The sequence below is a fragment of the Oceanisphaera sediminis genome (genome assembly GCF_039539745.1).
Taxonomy (GTDB): Bacteria; Pseudomonadota; Gammaproteobacteria; order Enterobacterales; family Aeromonadaceae; genus Oceanimonas; species Oceanimonas sediminis.
Window position 1 is genome coordinate 60,410 of sequence record NZ_BAABDS010000004.1, and the last position, 15,925, is coordinate 76,334.

Annotated in this window: 13 protein-coding genes; 8 read left to right on the top strand and 5 right to left on the bottom strand. The window is 60.4% G+C overall.

What is annotated here, in order from left to right:
- Positions 1-81: 81 nt before the first annotated feature.
- From hemA to kdsA, 5 genes are read left to right on the top strand one after another with little or no spacing between them, the layout of a single operon-like run.
- Complete coding sequence (gene hemA / locus ABD827_RS01730; protein ID WP_344961771.1) at positions 82-1,341, top strand: glutamyl-tRNA reductase; 1,260 nt, start codon at positions 82-84, stop codon at positions 1,339-1,341.
- A gap of 23 nt (positions 1,342-1,364) precedes the next feature.
- On the top strand, positions 1,365-2,450 hold the full coding sequence (gene prfA, locus ABD827_RS01735) for a peptide chain release factor 1 (RefSeq protein WP_298722836.1): 1,086 nt from the start codon (positions 1,365-1,367) through the stop codon (positions 2,448-2,450).
- On the top strand, positions 2,450-3,307 hold the full coding sequence (gene prmC, locus ABD827_RS01740) for a peptide chain release factor N(5)-glutamine methyltransferase (protein ID WP_344961773.1): 858 nt from the start codon (positions 2,450-2,452) through the stop codon (positions 3,305-3,307). Before prfA ends, prmC begins: the two co-directional genes overlap by 1 nt.
- Positions 3,285-4,097, top strand: coding sequence for a SirB1 family protein (locus tag ABD827_RS01745; RefSeq protein WP_344961775.1), 813 nt, complete (start codon positions 3,285-3,287; stop codon positions 4,095-4,097). The genes prmC and ABD827_RS01745 overlap by 23 nt, the downstream gene beginning before the upstream one ends.
- An 11-nt stretch (positions 4,098-4,108) precedes the next feature.
- Positions 4,109-4,957, top strand: coding sequence for a 3-deoxy-8-phosphooctulonate synthase (gene kdsA / locus ABD827_RS01750; RefSeq protein WP_344961776.1), 849 nt, complete (start codon positions 4,109-4,111; stop codon positions 4,955-4,957).
- A gap of 589 nt (positions 4,958-5,546) precedes the next feature.
- On the opposite strand, the gene ABD827_RS01755 is transcribed toward kdsA, so the two are convergent.
- On the bottom strand, positions 5,547-6,350 hold the full coding sequence (locus tag ABD827_RS01755) for a slipin family protein (protein WP_344961778.1): 804 nt from the start codon (positions 6,348-6,350) through the stop codon (positions 5,547-5,549).
- Positions 6,347-7,723, bottom strand: a complete 1,377-nt coding sequence (locus tag ABD827_RS01760; RefSeq protein ID WP_344961780.1) for an NfeD family protein — start codon at positions 7,721-7,723, stop codon at positions 6,347-6,349. The genes ABD827_RS01755 and ABD827_RS01760 overlap by 4 nt, the downstream gene beginning before the upstream one ends.
- 360 nt (positions 7,724-8,083) lie before the next feature.
- Between ABD827_RS01760 and ABD827_RS01765 the strand changes: the two genes are divergently transcribed.
- The gene (locus ABD827_RS01765; protein ID WP_344961782.1) at positions 8,084-8,521 is read left to right on the top strand and encodes a GNAT family N-acetyltransferase; all 438 of its coding nucleotides are present in this window, start codon (positions 8,084-8,086) and stop codon (positions 8,519-8,521) included.
- A gap of 7 nt (positions 8,522-8,528) precedes the next feature.
- On the opposite strand, the gene ABD827_RS01770 is transcribed toward ABD827_RS01765, so the two are convergent.
- The 3 genes from ABD827_RS01770 to fadE form a co-directional block, all read right to left on the bottom strand.
- Entirely contained in the window at positions 8,529-9,956 is a 1,428-nt protein-coding gene (locus ABD827_RS01770) for a vWA domain-containing protein (RefSeq protein ID WP_344961784.1), read from the bottom strand.
- Between the two features lie 3 nt (positions 9,957-9,959).
- Positions 9,960-11,414, bottom strand: a complete 1,455-nt coding sequence (locus ABD827_RS01775; protein ID WP_344961786.1) for an AAA family ATPase — start codon at positions 11,412-11,414, stop codon at positions 9,960-9,962.
- Positions 11,415-11,490: 76 nt separating this feature from the next.
- Positions 11,491-13,935, bottom strand: coding sequence for an acyl-CoA dehydrogenase FadE (gene fadE, locus ABD827_RS01780; RefSeq protein WP_344961788.1), 2,445 nt, complete (start codon positions 13,933-13,935; stop codon positions 11,491-11,493).
- A 236-nt stretch (positions 13,936-14,171) separates the two neighbouring features.
- Here fadE and lpcA point away from each other — a divergent pair, with 236 nt between their 5' ends.
- Positions 14,172-14,753 (top strand): D-sedoheptulose 7-phosphate isomerase, encoded by a 582-nt coding sequence (gene lpcA, locus ABD827_RS01785; protein ID WP_344961790.1) that lies wholly within the window; start codon positions 14,172-14,174, stop codon positions 14,751-14,753.
- Positions 14,754-14,758: 5 nt separating this feature from the next.
- A complete protein-coding gene (locus ABD827_RS01790; protein WP_344961792.1) occupies positions 14,759-15,547 on the top strand; it encodes a class II glutamine amidotransferase in 789 nt (262 codons plus the stop codon).
- The last annotated feature ends 378 nt before the right edge of the window (positions 15,548-15,925 follow it).

Consider the following 15,925-nt stretch of genomic DNA (forward strand, 5'->3'; position numbering starts at 1 on the left):
GGTCAGCGCCTTTTAAAGCCCCGGTCTTTCTCGTACAATAGCCGGCTATTCGAAAGATGCTGTGAGCCGCGCAAAACCCTCATGAACCTGTTGGTACTGGGAATTAATCACAAGACAGCTTCCGTCGCCCTGCGCGAACGGGTGGCATTCGGACCTGAAATTGCCCCCAAGGCACTTCGGGAGCTGATGCATACCCAAGGCGTAAACGAGGTGGTGATACTGTCGACTTGTAACCGCACCGAGCTTTACTGCTGTCTGGAGCCCGATGGCGACAGCGATTCGGTGCGGCACTGGCTGCAGCATTTTCATCGGCTGGATGAAGATGAACTGACCGCCTGTCTGTATCAGCACAGCGGCGAAGAGGCCGCACGACACTTGATGCGGGTTTCCTGTGGACTGGACTCCCTGGTATTGGGAGAGCCGCAAATACTGGGTCAGATCAAGCAGGCCTATGGCCAGTCGCATCAGGTCGGCTCTCTCAAGGGCGTGCTGGAACGGTTGTTTCAGAAGACGTTTTCCGTGGCCAAGCGGGTGCGCACCGAAACCGAAATTGGTGCCAGTGCCGTGTCGGTGGCCTTTGCCGCCGTCAGCCTGGCCAAGCGTATCTTCTCCGATCTCAGCCGTACCCGGGTGTTGCTGGTGGGGGCGGGTGAAACCGTCGAACTGGTGGCGCGTCATCTCAAGGAACAGTCGGTCACCAAAATGATGGTGGCCAACCGTACCCTGGATCGGGCCCAAAACCTGGCGCAGGAGTTTGGTGCCGAGGTGATGACCCTGGAGCAGATTCCCGACTATCTGCCCAAGGCCGATATCGTGATCAGCTCCACCGCCAGCCCCCTGCCGATCATCGGCAAGGGCATGGTAGAACGGGCGCTCAAGGCACGTCGCCAGCAGCCCATTCTGCTGGTCGACATCGCGGTGCCGCGGGATATCGAGCCCGAGGTCGATGAGCTTAACGACGCCTATCTGTACACGGTGGACGATTTACAGGGCATCATCGAGCAGAATCTGGAGAGCCGAAAACGGGCCGCCGGTCAGGCCGAACTCATCATTCTGGATGAGCGGGATCAATTCATGGCCTGGTTCCGCTCGCTCGAGTCGGTGAACCTGATTCGCGATTACCGCAGCCAGGCCGAGCAGATGCAACAGCAGGAACTGGACCATGCCCTACGGGCGCTGGCTCACGGCGAAGATGCCGCGCAAACCATGCAGCGGCTGGCACGTCGGCTTACCAACAAACTGATCCACACTCCTACTCAGGCGCTGAACCAGGCGGGCAAAGACGGCGAGCAGGAAATCCTGGCCGTGCTGGCCCAGAGCCTGAAGCTTGGTCAGCGCTGATTGAGCCACAGCGGCGAGACATCATGAACATATCCATACTGAAGAAACTGGAAGGCCTGCAGGAGCGTTACGAAGAGGTGCAGGCGCTGCTGGGCGAAGCCTCTGTTATCAATAATCAGGACCGCTACCGGGCCCTGACTCGTGAATATTCCCAACTGGAAGACGTGGTCGGCTGTTTTCGCCGTTATCGTCAGGCCGAAGCCGACCTGGCTGCCGGCAAAGAGATGCTGGCGGAAGACGACGCCGAGATGAAGCTGATGGCGCAGGAAGAAATCGACGCCGCCAAGGACACCATCGAAGCCCTGAGCGTCGAGCTGCAGATACTGCTGCTGCCGAAGGATCCCAACGACGACAACAACTGCTTTCTGGAAATCCGCGCCGGTGCCGGCGGCGACGAGGCTGCCATCTTCGCCGGCGACCTGTTTCGCATGTACAGCCGTTACGCCGAGCAGCAACGCTGGCGGGTGGAAATCATCAGCGCCAACGAGGGCGAGCACGGCGGTTTCAAGGAGCTGATTGCCCGCATCGAAGGAGTCGGCGTCTACGGTCAACTCAAGTTCGAGTCGGGCGGCCATCGGGTGCAACGGGTGCCCGAGACCGAGTCTCAGGGCCGCATTCATACCTCCGCCTGCACGGTGGCGGTGATGCCCGAAGTGCCGGAAGCCGAAGCCATCGACATCAACCCCGCCGATCTCAAGATCGACACCTTTCGGGCCTCCGGCGCCGGTGGTCAGCACGTCAATAAAACCGACTCGGCCATTCGTATTACCCACCTGCCGTCCGGCATGGTGGTGGAATGTCAGGATGAACGTTCGCAGCATAAAAACCGGGCCAAGGCGATGGCGGTACTGAACTCGCGGCTGGCGCAGATGGAGCAGGACAAGCGCCATGCCGAAGAGCAGAACACCCGTCGCAATCTGCTGGGCACCGGCGATCGTTCCGACCGCATTCGTACCTACAACTACCCGCAGGGACGGGTGTCGGATCATCGTATCAACCTGACCCTGTACCGGCTGAGCGAAGTGCTGGAAGGTCAGCTCGACATGCTGACCCAGCCGATATTGCAGGAACACCAGGCCGATTTGCTGGCCTCGCTGGCGGAGCAGTAATGACCCTGGCGCAATGGCGGCAGTGGCTGCGATCGCAACTGGCGGGGGGCGAGTCGCCGGCGGTGGATGCGGACGTATTGCTGTGTCATGTACTGGCGAAGCCGCGCAGTTTTCTGCTGGCGTGGCCGGAATACGAGCCGACGGCGGCCGAGAGTGAGCGGCTGGCGGCCCTGTTGGCCCGCCGGAAGAGCGGTGAGCCGGTGGCCTATCTGACCGGCGAGCGCGAATTCTGGTCGCTGGCGCTGGAAGTCTCACCCGCCACCCTAATCCCTCGACCCGACACCGAAATCATCATCGAAGCGGCCCTGGCCCGTTTGCCTGCGCGGCCGGCCACCCTGGTGGATCTGGGTACCGGCACCGGCGCCATCGCGCTGGCGCTGAAAAGCGAACGTCCCGCCGATACGGTGCTGGCGGTGGAATATAACCCCGACGCGGCGGCGCTGGCCCGGCGCAACGCCGCCCGGCTGGAGCTGGATGTCGAGGTACGTCAGGGCAGCTGGTTCGCGCCGCTGGGAGGGCTCTGTTTTGACATGATACTGTCCAATCCGCCCTATATCGACGCCGCCGATCCTCATTTACAATCAGGAGATGTGTGTTTCGAGCCGGCGTCGGCGCTGGTGGCGGAGCAGCAGGGCATGGCGGATCTGCACTATTTGATTGACCAGTCTCGCGAGCATCTTGAGCCTGGTGGCTGGTTGCTGCTGGAGCACGGTTGGCAGCAGGGCGCCCTGGTGCGCAACGACTTTATGGCGCTGGGCTACCAGCAAGTGGAAACCCTGCGCGATTATGGCGGTCAGGAACGAATAACACTGGCACAGTGGCCCGGGAGGCTGAATGCTGAAAACAAACATCAGTGATGGCTGGTCAAGCGACGAGCCTCGCAGTCTGATGACATTGGCCCTGGACGTGGTGGAAAGCCTCTACGGGCTCAAGGCACGAGATCAGGCACAAGTCAGCCTCTTTGCGCTGGAGCAGGAGCTGGCCGAGCAGCTGAAAGATCAGGAGCGACCGACGGCGCAACAACTGCTGTCGGCACTCTATGGCCCTCTGGGCATGGCCGGTGACTGGGAGCGTTTTTTCTCCAGCGATAACTGCCTGATGAACCGGGTGCTGAGCCGTCGTCGCGGCATTCCGGTGACCCTGGGTATTCTGTTGCTGCACCTGTGCGAGCGTTTCGGGATCAAGGCCGAGGGTATCGGCTTTCCGGGGCATTTTCTGGTGCGTGTCTGGTTCAAGAAAGAAGGCGTGGTTATCGACCCCTTCACCGGCCGTCACTTGTCTCGTCATGAAATGGAGCAATTGCTGCGTGGTGCCCGGGGTAATCTGGCCCGCATCAAACCCAATCATCTCAAGGCCGCCGAAAAGCTGGACATACTGACTCGACTGCTGAACGTGACCAAGGCGTCCTTTATTCATCACAAGCAATTTTCCCAGGCCCTGGCCTGCAGCCAGCTGTTGCTCAAGCTCAAGCCCGACTGTCCGTTTGAACGGCGTGATCGGGGATTTCTGTTCGAGCAACTCGACTGCGATCAGCTTGCCGCCGATGATTTTGAGTTCTTTATCGAGCACTGCCCGGAAGATCCGGTGGCCGATGTGCTCAAAGCCCAGATAGTGGCCCTGGATCTGGGCCCCAAAACCCTCCATTAGGAGCAGTCTTGATGAAAACCGTTCATATCAATCATATTCCCGTTGCCAACGATCAGCCCTTCGTGTTGTTCGGCGGTATCAACGTACTTGAGTCGCGTGATCTGGCCATGCGGGCCTGCGAACATTACGTCAAGGTGACCGACAAGCTCGGCATTCCCTATGTGTTCAAGGCCAGTTGGGACAAGGCCAACCGCTCCTCCATTCATTCCTTTCGTGGCCCCGGCCTGGAAGAGGGCATGAAACTGCTGCAGGAAGTGAAAGACACCTTCAAGGTGCCGGTGATTACCGACCTGCACGAGCCCGATCAGGCGGCACCGGTGGCCGAAGTGGCGGACGTGATCCAGCTGCCGGCCTTTCTGGCCCGGCAGACCGATCTGGTGGAAGCCATGGCCAGAACCGGCCGGGTGATCAACATCAAGAAGCCCCAATTCCTGAGCCCGGGGCAGATGAAGAATATCGTCGACAAGTTTATCGAATGCGGCAACGACCGGCTGATGCTGTGCGAACGGGGTGCCAACTTCGGTTATGACAACCTGGTGGTCGACATGCTGGGCTTCGGCGTGATGAAACAGGCCACCGGTGGTGCCCCCATCATCTTCGACGTGACCCATGCCCTGCAGTGCCGCGATCCGCTGGGCGAAGCCTCAGGCGGTCGCCGGGAGCAGATAGTGGATCTGGCACGCGCAGGTCTGGCGACGGGCCTGGCCGGACTCTTCCTGGAAGCGCATCCCGATCCGGCCAATGCCAAGTGCGACGGCCCCAGCGCCCTGCCGCTGGCCAAGCTCGAACCCTTCCTGGCTCAGCTGAAGGCGCTGGATGAACTGGTGAAAAACTTCGAGCCGCTGGATACCTCGAACTAAAAGATACTCGAACTAAAAGATACTCGAACTAAAAAGCCCGACCATGAGTCGGGCTTTTTAGTGGGTCCTTATCCCATATCCTGTCAGGCTGAATTATACCAATCCCAATAAACAAATGATCTATTCCGCTTTTGTATAAAAGTCGCACAAAGGGCCCGCTCCGCCGACTCGCCGTGGGACGTGACACTCACTGCTTTAGCCTACTGCGAACATTCACTGGATGTTCGATCAGACTAAAGCACTTCGTCACGGCAGCAAGCTGCCCCCTCTAGGCTCAGCCGCGCCATCCGTGGCGCGAATGGTCGGCTGAGCAGATCCCTTTGTCCTCCTTGATGCACCGGCGTTGCCTGTTAGCGCCGTCTACAGACAACTCGATGCTCGAGAAGAGGCAATAGAGAACGACTCCCACGACCGTGAAATGCCAGGGACGGCATTTCCGAGCCCCCATGGATGGGTTCATTGCGTGTCGTGGGAGGCGGCTGTGTTGCCTCTGAACCCGGGGTTAAAATGATCAGATGTTTATTCAAATTGGTATTACTTACCTGGCCCCACAGAAGCGGGGCCAGCAAGGGTGATGGAGCCTTGCAAATCAGGTGATCTCGCTGGGTGACTGGGGATCTTTCGGTGCAGCGGCCGGCTCTATGATGGGCTGCAGTAACTTGCCCAGATCCATCGGCAGCGGAAACACGATGATCTTGCTGTTGTCGTTGGTAATTTCTGTCAACGTCTGCAGATAACGTAATTGTATCGCTTCCGGCTGCTGGCCCAGCATGCGGGCGGCTTCCAGCAACTGCTTGGAGGCTTCCAGCTCACCGGTAGCGTGGATCACCTTGGCCCGACGAGACCGCTCTGCCTCGGCCTGGCGGGCGATGGCGCGGATCATCGACTCGTCCAGATCGACGTGTTTTATTTCTACCGCCGTGACCTTGATACCCCAGTTGTCGGTGCTCTGATCCAGAATACGTTGCAAGTCTGCATTGAGGGTGTCCCGGGCCGAGAGGATCTCGTCCAGCTCATGCTGACCCAGTACCGATCTCATGGTGGTTTGGGCCAGCTGACTGGTGGCTTCGAGAAAATTTTCGATATTGATGATGGCCTTCTGCGGATCCAGCACCCGGAAATAGAGCACGGCATTCACCCGCACCGTGACGTTGTCTCTGGAGATCAGATCCTGCGACGGCACGTCCATGGTAATGATACGCAGATCGACGCGCACCATTTGCTGCACGAAGGGGATCAGGATGATGAAGCCGGGCCCCTTTATCTTGTAAAAACGCCCCAGCAGGAAGATCACCCCCCGTTCGTATTCCCGCAGTATTCGAAACATGCTGGCAAACAGCATCACCACCAGGATCACTATCAGCAGTTGGAAGTAGAGAAAATCGATGATCATGACGGAGTCTCCTTCGCCGGAGCGACGTTGAGGGTGAGATCTTCTACCGCCAGCACCACGATGGGCTGATGGGCGGCAACGGGTTGCCGGCTGCGGGCCTGCCAGCGTTCGCCCTGCACCATAACGGTGCCGGTGGGGTCAATGACGGTCAGGGCGATGCCCTGTTCCCCGATCATGGCGTTTGCGCCCGACACCGGTGCGGCATGACGTTGTTTAACCAGCATTCGCACCACCACCAGGATCAGGGTCAGTGAAAACAGGGTAAAGGCGGCGATAAAAGGCCAGGCCACCCTGAATGCCTGATCCGGAGTGTCGAACAGCAGCACGGATCCGATGACGAAAGCGACCAGGCCACCACCGCCCAGAATACCGAAACTGGGAGAGAGCCCCTCGGCCACCATCAATGCCAGCCCCAGCCCCAGCAGGGCCAGTCCGGCGGTACTGAACGGCAGCATCTGCAACGCCAGCAAGGCCAGCATCAGGCAGATGGCGCCGGTGACCCCGGCCACGCCAAAGCCGGGGCTGTAAAACTCCAGCAGCAGACCATAGACGCCGACCAGCATCAGCAGATAGGCGATATTGGGGTTGCTGATGGTGATGATAAAGCGCTGGCGCCAGTCGGGCTGGCGCTGCTCGCCCTGCAGTCCGGAGCTGGCAAAGGTATAGCTGCTGCCGTGTAGCTCCAGTGTGCGACCGTCAAGGCCCTGCAGCAGGGCCGGTATATCGTCGGCGATCAGCTCGATGACATTTTTGTCCAGCGCTTCGGTGGCGGTGAGAGTGGCGGCATCGCGTACCGCCAGCTCGGCCCAGTCGGCGTTGCGTCCGCGCAGCTGGGCCAGAGAACGAATATAGGCGATGGCATCGTTCAGGGTCTTGCGTTCCATGGCGGTGCTACCGGGAGACGACGTATCCTGCGGGTCTTCGTCTTCACTCTTGTCTGTGCTCTTGTCCTTTTCGGTCGGCGTACCAGGCAGGGAAGGGCCGCCTATCTGCACCGGCGTGGCCGCGCCCAGATGGGTACCCGGCGCCATGACGGCCACATGGCTGGCATAGAGGATATAGGTGCCGGCCGAGGCGGCACGGGCGCCACCGGGTGACACATAGACCACGACCGGTATGCGTGATTCCAGTATGGCGGTGATGATGTCCCGGGTGGCGCTGTAAAGGCCGCCGGGGGTATCCATGTTCAGCAGTACGAAGGCGGGTTTTTCTGTCTGTGCCTGATTCAGCTCGGTGACGATAAAGTCCGAGGTGCCGGGGCCGATGCCGCCCTTGACGTCAAGCTGCCAGTAACGCTCTTGCGCCAACGCCTGCATTCCCAGCCCTAGCCACAATAACAGCACTAACAATAATAACGGCCCACGCCAGCTCATATTATCTGCTCCCACTCGATACTCATTAGAGCTTAGTGCATGACATCGATTCGGTTGTTATTTGACCAGCCCCAGGATCTCAATCCCGAACAAAGGGTCCGCTCCTCCGACCCGCCGTGAATCCATCCATGGAGGCTCGACGGCGCGATCCATGGCGCTAACGGTCGGCGGAGCAGATCCCTTTGTCCTCCTTGATGCTCCGGCGTTGCCTGTTGGCACAGCCAACCGGAGACTCGGAAGTGAAGAAGAGGCGGCTGTATTGCCTCTAGAGTCTGTCAGCATTATGCCGACCGCGGACTTTGCTTTACCATTTACCGCCATGTAACGAGTATTGGCCGACATGCAGGCCCGGGAGTGAGAATGAAGATAAGAGCGGCGACCAAGGCCGATTTGGGAGAGGTCTTTCGGCTGGAGCTGGGAGGCTTTGGTGAACACGGCTATCCTGATTTTTTTATTCGTCAGGCGCTTGATCTGTGGCCGGGCACCCTGCTGGTAGCGGAAAGCGAAGCGGGGCTTGTGGGATATGCCCTGGGCAGCATGGGCGAGGCGAAAGAGCAGGGCTGGATTCTGTCGCTGGCGGTGGATGAACGGCAGCGTGGCATGGGGATCGGCAAGGCATTGCTGCAACGATTGCTGGCCGAGCTGGCACAGCGCGGCTGTTGCGAGCAGCGCTTGACCGTACACCCGAATAACCCGGCGGCGGGACTCTACCGCTCGCTGGGATTCGAATTTGAAACTGAGGAGCCGGACTATTTTGGTCCCGGCGAACCCCGGCAGGTGTTGCTGCGCCGGGGATAAACGGCCATTACTGCAGGCGTGCGGCCTGCTCCAGGCTTTTCCAGTCGCTGAACAGATGCACCGGATCGCATAGCTGGCTCATGGCGTGCAGGGCGGTGGCATAGCCAAGCTGTAACCCGAACAGGCGCACCCCCTGCTTTTCCTTGGCCTGGTCTACCTGCTGGCGCAGGGCGGCGTCGACCTGAAACTCGCCGTCACTCACCAGCAGAATATCCGCCTGCTGCCAGCCTTGCTGCTGCAGCCGCTGCAAGGCCGCCTGCAGCGGCGTATTGACGTCGGTGCCGCCGCTGAAGGAGCCGCGCAGCATGTCCAGCAGCTCGGGCAGGGTCAGGGTTTGATTGTCCAGGGTCAGCAGTTCATCGGCGCCGCCGAACAGGTAGATAAGACAACCTCGATTCTGCTTTTTGGCCAGGCGCAGGGTTTCGAGCACCAGCGCTTTCGAGACCTGTTCCGCCATGCCGTGCATGGAAGCCGAGGTATCCAGACACAGAATAAGGGGTCCCTGTTGCAGACCCTGACCGGCACCTTCACCCTTGCCGGAGCGGGGAGACGTCCAGTCGTTGCCGGCGTCGATGGGCATGACCCCGGCCACCGCATAGCTGAGCAGCCCCTGCTCGGCCCGGCGGGCATGCCACAGCATGTGCAGCACCTCGTGGCCCATGAAGGCCGCTTCCAGCGGCAGCATGCGGGCCAGATTGTCGGAGCGGGTAATGCCCTGGGTTTCCATCGGAACACCGGGTATTTTTCGCTCCTGCGGACCTTGCTCCTTCGGACTCATCTGTTGCATCAGCCGGCTCAGGCTGGCGCTTTGCTCCGGATTGGGCCTTTGCTGGCCCAGCAACTGCAGCAGACGCTGCAATGGCTGAATTTGTGCCACCCACTGGCTGAGCCGCAACAGATCAAACCAGGCGCGATCGCGTAGCTGGCCGCTGTTCTGATCGGTGCCGATGGCCGGGGCTATGCCCAGCTCTTCCGCCACCTGATCCAGCGACTGCCACAGGCTGACCCTGTGCTGCCACTGTTCGGCCAGCTTGTTCAGCTCGGTGCGAGTATGACGTGCCCGGGCGCGGGTTTCCGCCAGGCAGGCCGGTGTTCCGTGCAGCGTCAGCCCGCCGGCGGTGGCCGGCCAGCTCAGCTCTACCAGCTCCAGCGCCAGCAGAATGTCCTGCACCACCGCCTGGGTCACTTCCGGGGTTTGCTTGCAGTAATCCAGGGCGCCGGATCGCACCAGTAACTGGCGAAGTCGGCGTTCGGTACTGCTGTTGAGCCAGCTACCGGGCCGTGGCAGTTTGCCCTTATCCAGTTGTTCCAGCATGTGTTGCACCTGGGTGGCCCTGGGCAGCAGGCTGCCGAGCGGGTGGGTCACCACCAGCGCAAACAGGTGTTCCGGAATCGATGCCAGTGGGCTCAGTCCGGGTGGCAGAGGGGCGCTCACGGCTCAGTCCTCGACCGGCAGGGCGGCAAAGTCACGGTGCAGCTGTTGTAACCGTTCCCGTTGCTGTTGCAATTGCTGTTGCTGGCGTTCCAGCTGACGCGTCGCCTGATTAGCCAGATCCTGCTCCAGCCATAGATGCTGGCGCAGGCGCTCGCTCAGGCCGTTCAGCTGCCGGTCCAGCCAACCCAGATAATGAGTCAGCTCGTCGATGCGTTCATCGAGCTGGCGCAGACGCGAGGCGATGTGCGCCGCCGGCCAGGCTTTGGGCTGCAGGGCGGTGGGGCGCTGATAGCTTTCCAGCAGCGGCTGGTATTGGTCCAGACTGCCGCCGAGGTTGCGAATTTCATCGGCGGTAAAGCTGGCGTCCGGCAGTCGGGGCTGACGATAGAGTGGCTCGCCCTGGGCATTGCGGCGCGGCCGCTGGCCCCGGGCTTCCGTGACCGGTTGGCCCTGCTCGTCCAGATAGAGCTGATAGCCCTGTTCGTTCAATGCCGGCAGCACCGGATCCGCATCCTGCTCCAGCCGCTGCTGCCAGCTGTCGACCAGCTCGGTGATCAGTTCGGGGCTGAAACCCGGATCGGCGGCGATGTGTCGGTGCAGCCAGTCGTTCAGTTGCTCGAACTGTTCCGGTTGCTGCCACAGGCAGTGGGGCAACAGCCAGGCATCGAACAGGCCGGCTTCGGCCTCGTTGTTGCAGAAGGCGGACACCTTGAGCAGCTTGACCACCTTGCGCCAGCGTCGATCCGACACCGGAATATCCTGCTCGGCCAGAAAGGCACGCAGGCTGTGCAGCAGCCGGATCAGCGCATCGGCCAGCGGCAGTTGCTCGGCACCGTCGCGAATGGCACTCAGATCGTCCTGGCTCAGGCACTGCTCGGGCGAGGGTGCTTGATAATTGTGATTCAGGGTCAGCAGGGCGGTAAAGCTGTCGTCCTGTATCGGCGCCACCTGAAAACGCAGCAGAAAACGGTCGTATAGCGCGTTCAGCTCGGCGCCGTCGGGCAGCTCGTTGCTGGCGGCAATCACCGAAACCAGCGGCACTCGCACCCGTTCGCTGCCGTTGTCGAACTGGCGTTCGTTGAGCAGAGTCAGCAGGCTGTTGAGGATGGCGCTGTTGGCCTTGAATATTTCATCGATAAAGGCGATGGCGGCTTCCGGCAGATAGCCCTTGGTCTGGCGCAGGTAGCGGTCCTGCTCCAGCGCCTTGATGGACAGCGGGCCGAACAGTTCTTCCGGCACCGAAAAGCGAGTCAGCAGCCGCTCGAAGTAACGGCCGTCATCCACCAGGGTGTGCAGGCGGCGAGCCAGTTCACTCTTGGCGGTACCGGGCGGGCCCAGCAACAGCAGGTGTTCACCGGACAATGCCGCCAGCAGCGCCAGCCTGGCTGGGGTGTCCCGTTCCAGCAGCCCTTGCTGCAAATGGTTGATTAATGCTGCGATACGGGGTTTTACGACCATGTGCCAGACCTGCAAGTTAATTGTATTAAATGTATATCATTATTGTACTCAAAAAGCCTCGGGTGACCAGCATCAATCAAGTGCTCTTGTTCAGCATGGCGTCATTGAACAGCGCCTTGTTGGCCACCAGCGCCTGTGGCTCGAAGTCGTCGACGTTGATGGTGCGCAAGCGGCTGACTTCCGCCTGCTGCAGCAGGGCGGCTTCTTGTGAGTCAATGATGTCGGCGCTCAGAGCCTCTTTAGCCAGCTGATCCAGCCGGGTGAAGGCCCGGCGGCCGAGGATTTGGGTGATTTTGTCGAATACCGGCTCGGCGGCGAGGACGTCGGTGAAGGCCTGCTCCAGCATGCCCAGCGGGTTGCCGTCTTCGGCGGCCAGATAAAGCCCGTCGCCGATGCGCTGGCGAACCGGTCCCGGTGTTTGCAGGGCGCGGGCAACCTGATGATCCAGCCGGTCCGAAGGCCGTTTGAACGGGGCCCCATAGGGCATCAGCAGAAATTTGAGGGTTTTGCCCAACAGGGGGGCGGGAAAGTTGTCGAGCAACTCCACCAGTGCCACTTGTGCCCGGTACAGGCCATCCTGACAGGCCCAGTGCACCAGCGGCAACACTTCGGCCGGGCGGCCTTCGTCGTTGAAGCGCTTGAGGGTGGCGGACACCAGATACAGCTGACTCAGCACGTCACCGAGGCGGGCCGACAGTCGTTCCTTGCGCTTGAGTTCACCGCCCAGGCTGGCCATGGCCAGGTCCGACAACAGGCTCAGGTTGGCGCTCAACCTATTCATCTGGCGGTAATAAGGCGCTGTGTCATCAGAAACCGGCGTCGGGCTGAAGCGCGCCCCGGTGAAGCCGAACCAGAGGCTGCGCACCAGGTTACCGATGGCAAAGCCGAGATGACCAAACAGGGCCTGGTCGAATTGCGTCAGCGCCTTGCCGGCATCCGGCTCCTGCACCGACAGCATCTCCGCCAGCAGGTAAGGATGGCAGCGAATGGCTCCCTGGCCGTAGATGATCATGCTGCGGGTCAGGATGTTGGCGCCTTCGACCGTGATGGCGATGGGTGCGCCCTGATAGCCGCGGGCCAGGTAGTTGTTGGGCCCCATGCAGATACCCTTGCCGCCGTGAATGTCCATGGCGTCGATGATGCTGCGCTGACTGCGGTCGGTGAGATGATATTTGACGATGGCCGACACCACCGAAGGCTTTTCGCCCAGATCGATGCCGGTTACGGTCAGCATGCTGGCGGCATCGGACAGGTAGGCGTTACCGCCGAGGCGAGCCAGCGGCTCTTCGATGCCTTCCATTTTGCCGATGGGCAGCCGAAACTGGCGACGAATACGGCTGTAGGCACCGGAGGCCAGTGCCGAGACCCGGGTACCGGCGGTGCCGGTTGAGGGCAGGGTGATGCCGCGGCCTACCGACAGGCATTCCATCAGCATGCGCCAGCCCTGACCGGCCATTCGCCGACCACCGATGATGAAGTCGATGGGCACGAACACATCTTCGCCCTGAGTGGGGCCGTTCTGAAAGGGCACGTTCAGCGGAAAATGACGGCGGCCTATTCTTACGCCGAGAGTGGTGGTGGGGATCAGGGCGCAGGTAATGCCGAGATCGGTCTCGCCGCCCAGCAAGCCTTGCGGATCTTTCAGCTTGAACGCCAGCCCGAGCACGGTGGCGATGGGCGCCAGGGTAATGTAGCGTTTGTTCCAGGTCAGACGCATGCCCAGTACCTGTTCGCCCTGCCACTCGCCCATGCACACCAGGCCCACATCGGGAATGGCGCCGGCGTCCGAGCCGGCTTCCGGGCCGGTGAGGGCAAAACAGGGAACCTCTTCGCCGCGGGCCAGCCGGGGCAGATAGTGATCCTTTTGCTCCCGGGTGCCGTATTCCTGCAGCAACTCGCCCGGGCCGAGCGAGTTGGGCACGCCGACGGTTGAAGCCAGCACGGCGCTGGTACTGCACAGTTTTTGCAGGATGCGGGACTGGGCGTAGGCAGAAAACGCCAGGCCGCCATACTGCTTTTCGATGATCATGGCGAAGAAGCCCTGCTTTTTCAGGTAATCCCAGACCTCGGGCGACAGATCGGCGCGTTCGTGGGTCACCTCCCAGTCGTTGGTCATGCGGCATACCTGCTCTACCGGACCATCCATAAAAGCCTGCTCTTCGGCACTGAGTTGCGGTTTGGGGTAGTTGTGCAGGGTTTGCCAGTTCGGTTTGCCGCGAAACAGCTCGGCCTCCCACCAGGTGGTGCCGGCCTCGATGGCTTCGCGCTCGGTGGAAGACATCTCCGGCATCAGCCCTTTATACAAGCCGAACAGCGGGCGGCTGAGCAGGCCGGATCGCAGCGGCGTCAGGTTAAATAACGCGGCCAGCACGGCAAAAATCAGCCAGAGACTGGAGTGAACCTCGCCCAGCAGGGTGCCCATCGCCAGTACCAATGCGCTGACAAGCGTGGTTGTGGACAGGCGAGAGCGGCGGTACGCCAGAATGCTCCAGGAAATCAGCAGTAGCAGCAGGGTAATCATCAATAACTCCTTTTACCGGCATCAGTGCGGCTGTGAGGTCTGACCTGTTTGGGTGCTCCTAGTTGTAATTCATACAAATGTTTAAAGCAAGCTGCGAAAAAGTTAAAGAAAAGGGCGCTATTCTTCCCGATTCTGCCGCACTCTCACCACAACAGGCGGTGGCTGGGAGCGCCCGGCTTCCCGCTGCGGGTGACTTATGCCAAAATGCCCTTTTATCGTGAGTGAGAGGCAATTTCATGTATCAGGATCTGATCCGTAGCGAACTGACCGACGCCGCCGATGTGCTGAATCGCTTTCTGGCCGATGATGCCAACATTCAGGCCATCGAGCAGGCGGCCAAGTTGCTGGCCGACAGCTTCAAGGCCGGTGGCAAGGTGTTGTCTTGCGGCAACGGCGGCTCTCATTGCGATGCCATGCACTTTGCCGAAGAGCTGACCGGGCGCTATCGGGAAAACCGCCCGGGCTATCCGGCCATCGCCATCTCCGATCCCAGCCATTTGTCTTGCGTTGCCAACGACTTCGGTTATGAATACGTATTTTCCCGCTATCTGGAAGCGGTAGGGCGGGAAGGGGACGTGCTGTTCGGCCTCTCTACCAGCGGTAACTCCGGCAATATTCTCAAGGCCATTGAAGCGGCCAAGGCCAAGGGCATTCAGGTCATTGCCCTGACCGGCAAGGACGGCGGCAAAATGGCCGGTCTGGCGGATGTGGAAATTCGCGTCCCTCACTTTGGTTATGCGGATCGCATTCAGGAAGTGCACATCAAGATCATTCATATCCTGATTCAATTGGTCGAAAAAGAAATGGAGCAAGAGTAAGCGATATGTGTGAATTGCTAGGGATGAGCGCCAACGTACCCACCGATATCTGCTTCAGCTTTACCGGCCTGATGCAGCGGGGCGGCCGTACCGGCCCCCACAAGGATGGCTGGGGTATCGTGTTTTACGAAGGCAAGGGCTTGCGTACCTTCAAGGATCCGCAGCCGTCCAGCCAGTCGCGCATCGCCAGGCTGGTGCAGGAGTATCCGATCAAGAGCTGCTCTGTGGTCAGCCATATTCGCCAGGCCAACCGGGGCGGTATCGCGCTGGAAAATACCCATCCCTTTACCCGGGAGCTGTGGGGCCGGTACTGGACCTTTGCCCACAACGGCCAGTTGAGCGGTTACGACCATCTTGAAACCGGGCGCCACAAGCCGGTGGGTGAAACCGACAGCGAACTCGCCTTTTGCTGGATTCTGGATGCCATGGAGCGCCAGTTTCCCACCAAACCCCATGATGCCACGGACATGGCCGCCATGTTCCGTTATGTGGCCGGCCTGTGCGATCAGTTGCGTGCGCTCGGCGTGTTCAACATGCTGCTTACCGACGGCGAATACCTGATGACCTATTGCAGCAACAACCTGCACTGGATTACCCGTCGCGCCCCCTTCGGCCCGGCCCGGCTGATTGACGAAGAAGTCGAAATCGACTTTCAGAAAGAAACCACCCCCAACGATATCGTGACCGTGATCGCCACCCAGCCGCTGACCAACAACGAGCAGTGGCACAAGATGCAACCGGGCGAGTTCAACCTCTTCCTGCTGGGCGAACGAATCGCCGCTACCGATTTGTGAGCTTGTTCCCTGCAGATGGCGCCAACAGGCGATGCTGGAGCGGGCCCTTTGTCCGAAATTACCCGGCATCATACCAATCTGGGAAATTAACTGATCTACTTGGCTTCACGGTAAAGGTCGAACGAAGGGCTCACTCCACCGACACGCTGAACCGCATCCCTGCGACGCTCAGCACATGACATCCTGTCATGTGATGGTCGCTGGAGTAGAACCCTTCATCCGCCCCAATGCTGCGGCGTCGCCTGTGGGAGCGACCTGCAGACAACTCGGTGCTTGAGGAGAGGCAACAGAGATCGGCTCCCACGACCGTGAAATGCCATGGACGGCATTTCCGAGCCCCCACGGATGGGTTCATGGCGTGTCGTGGGAGGTGGCTCT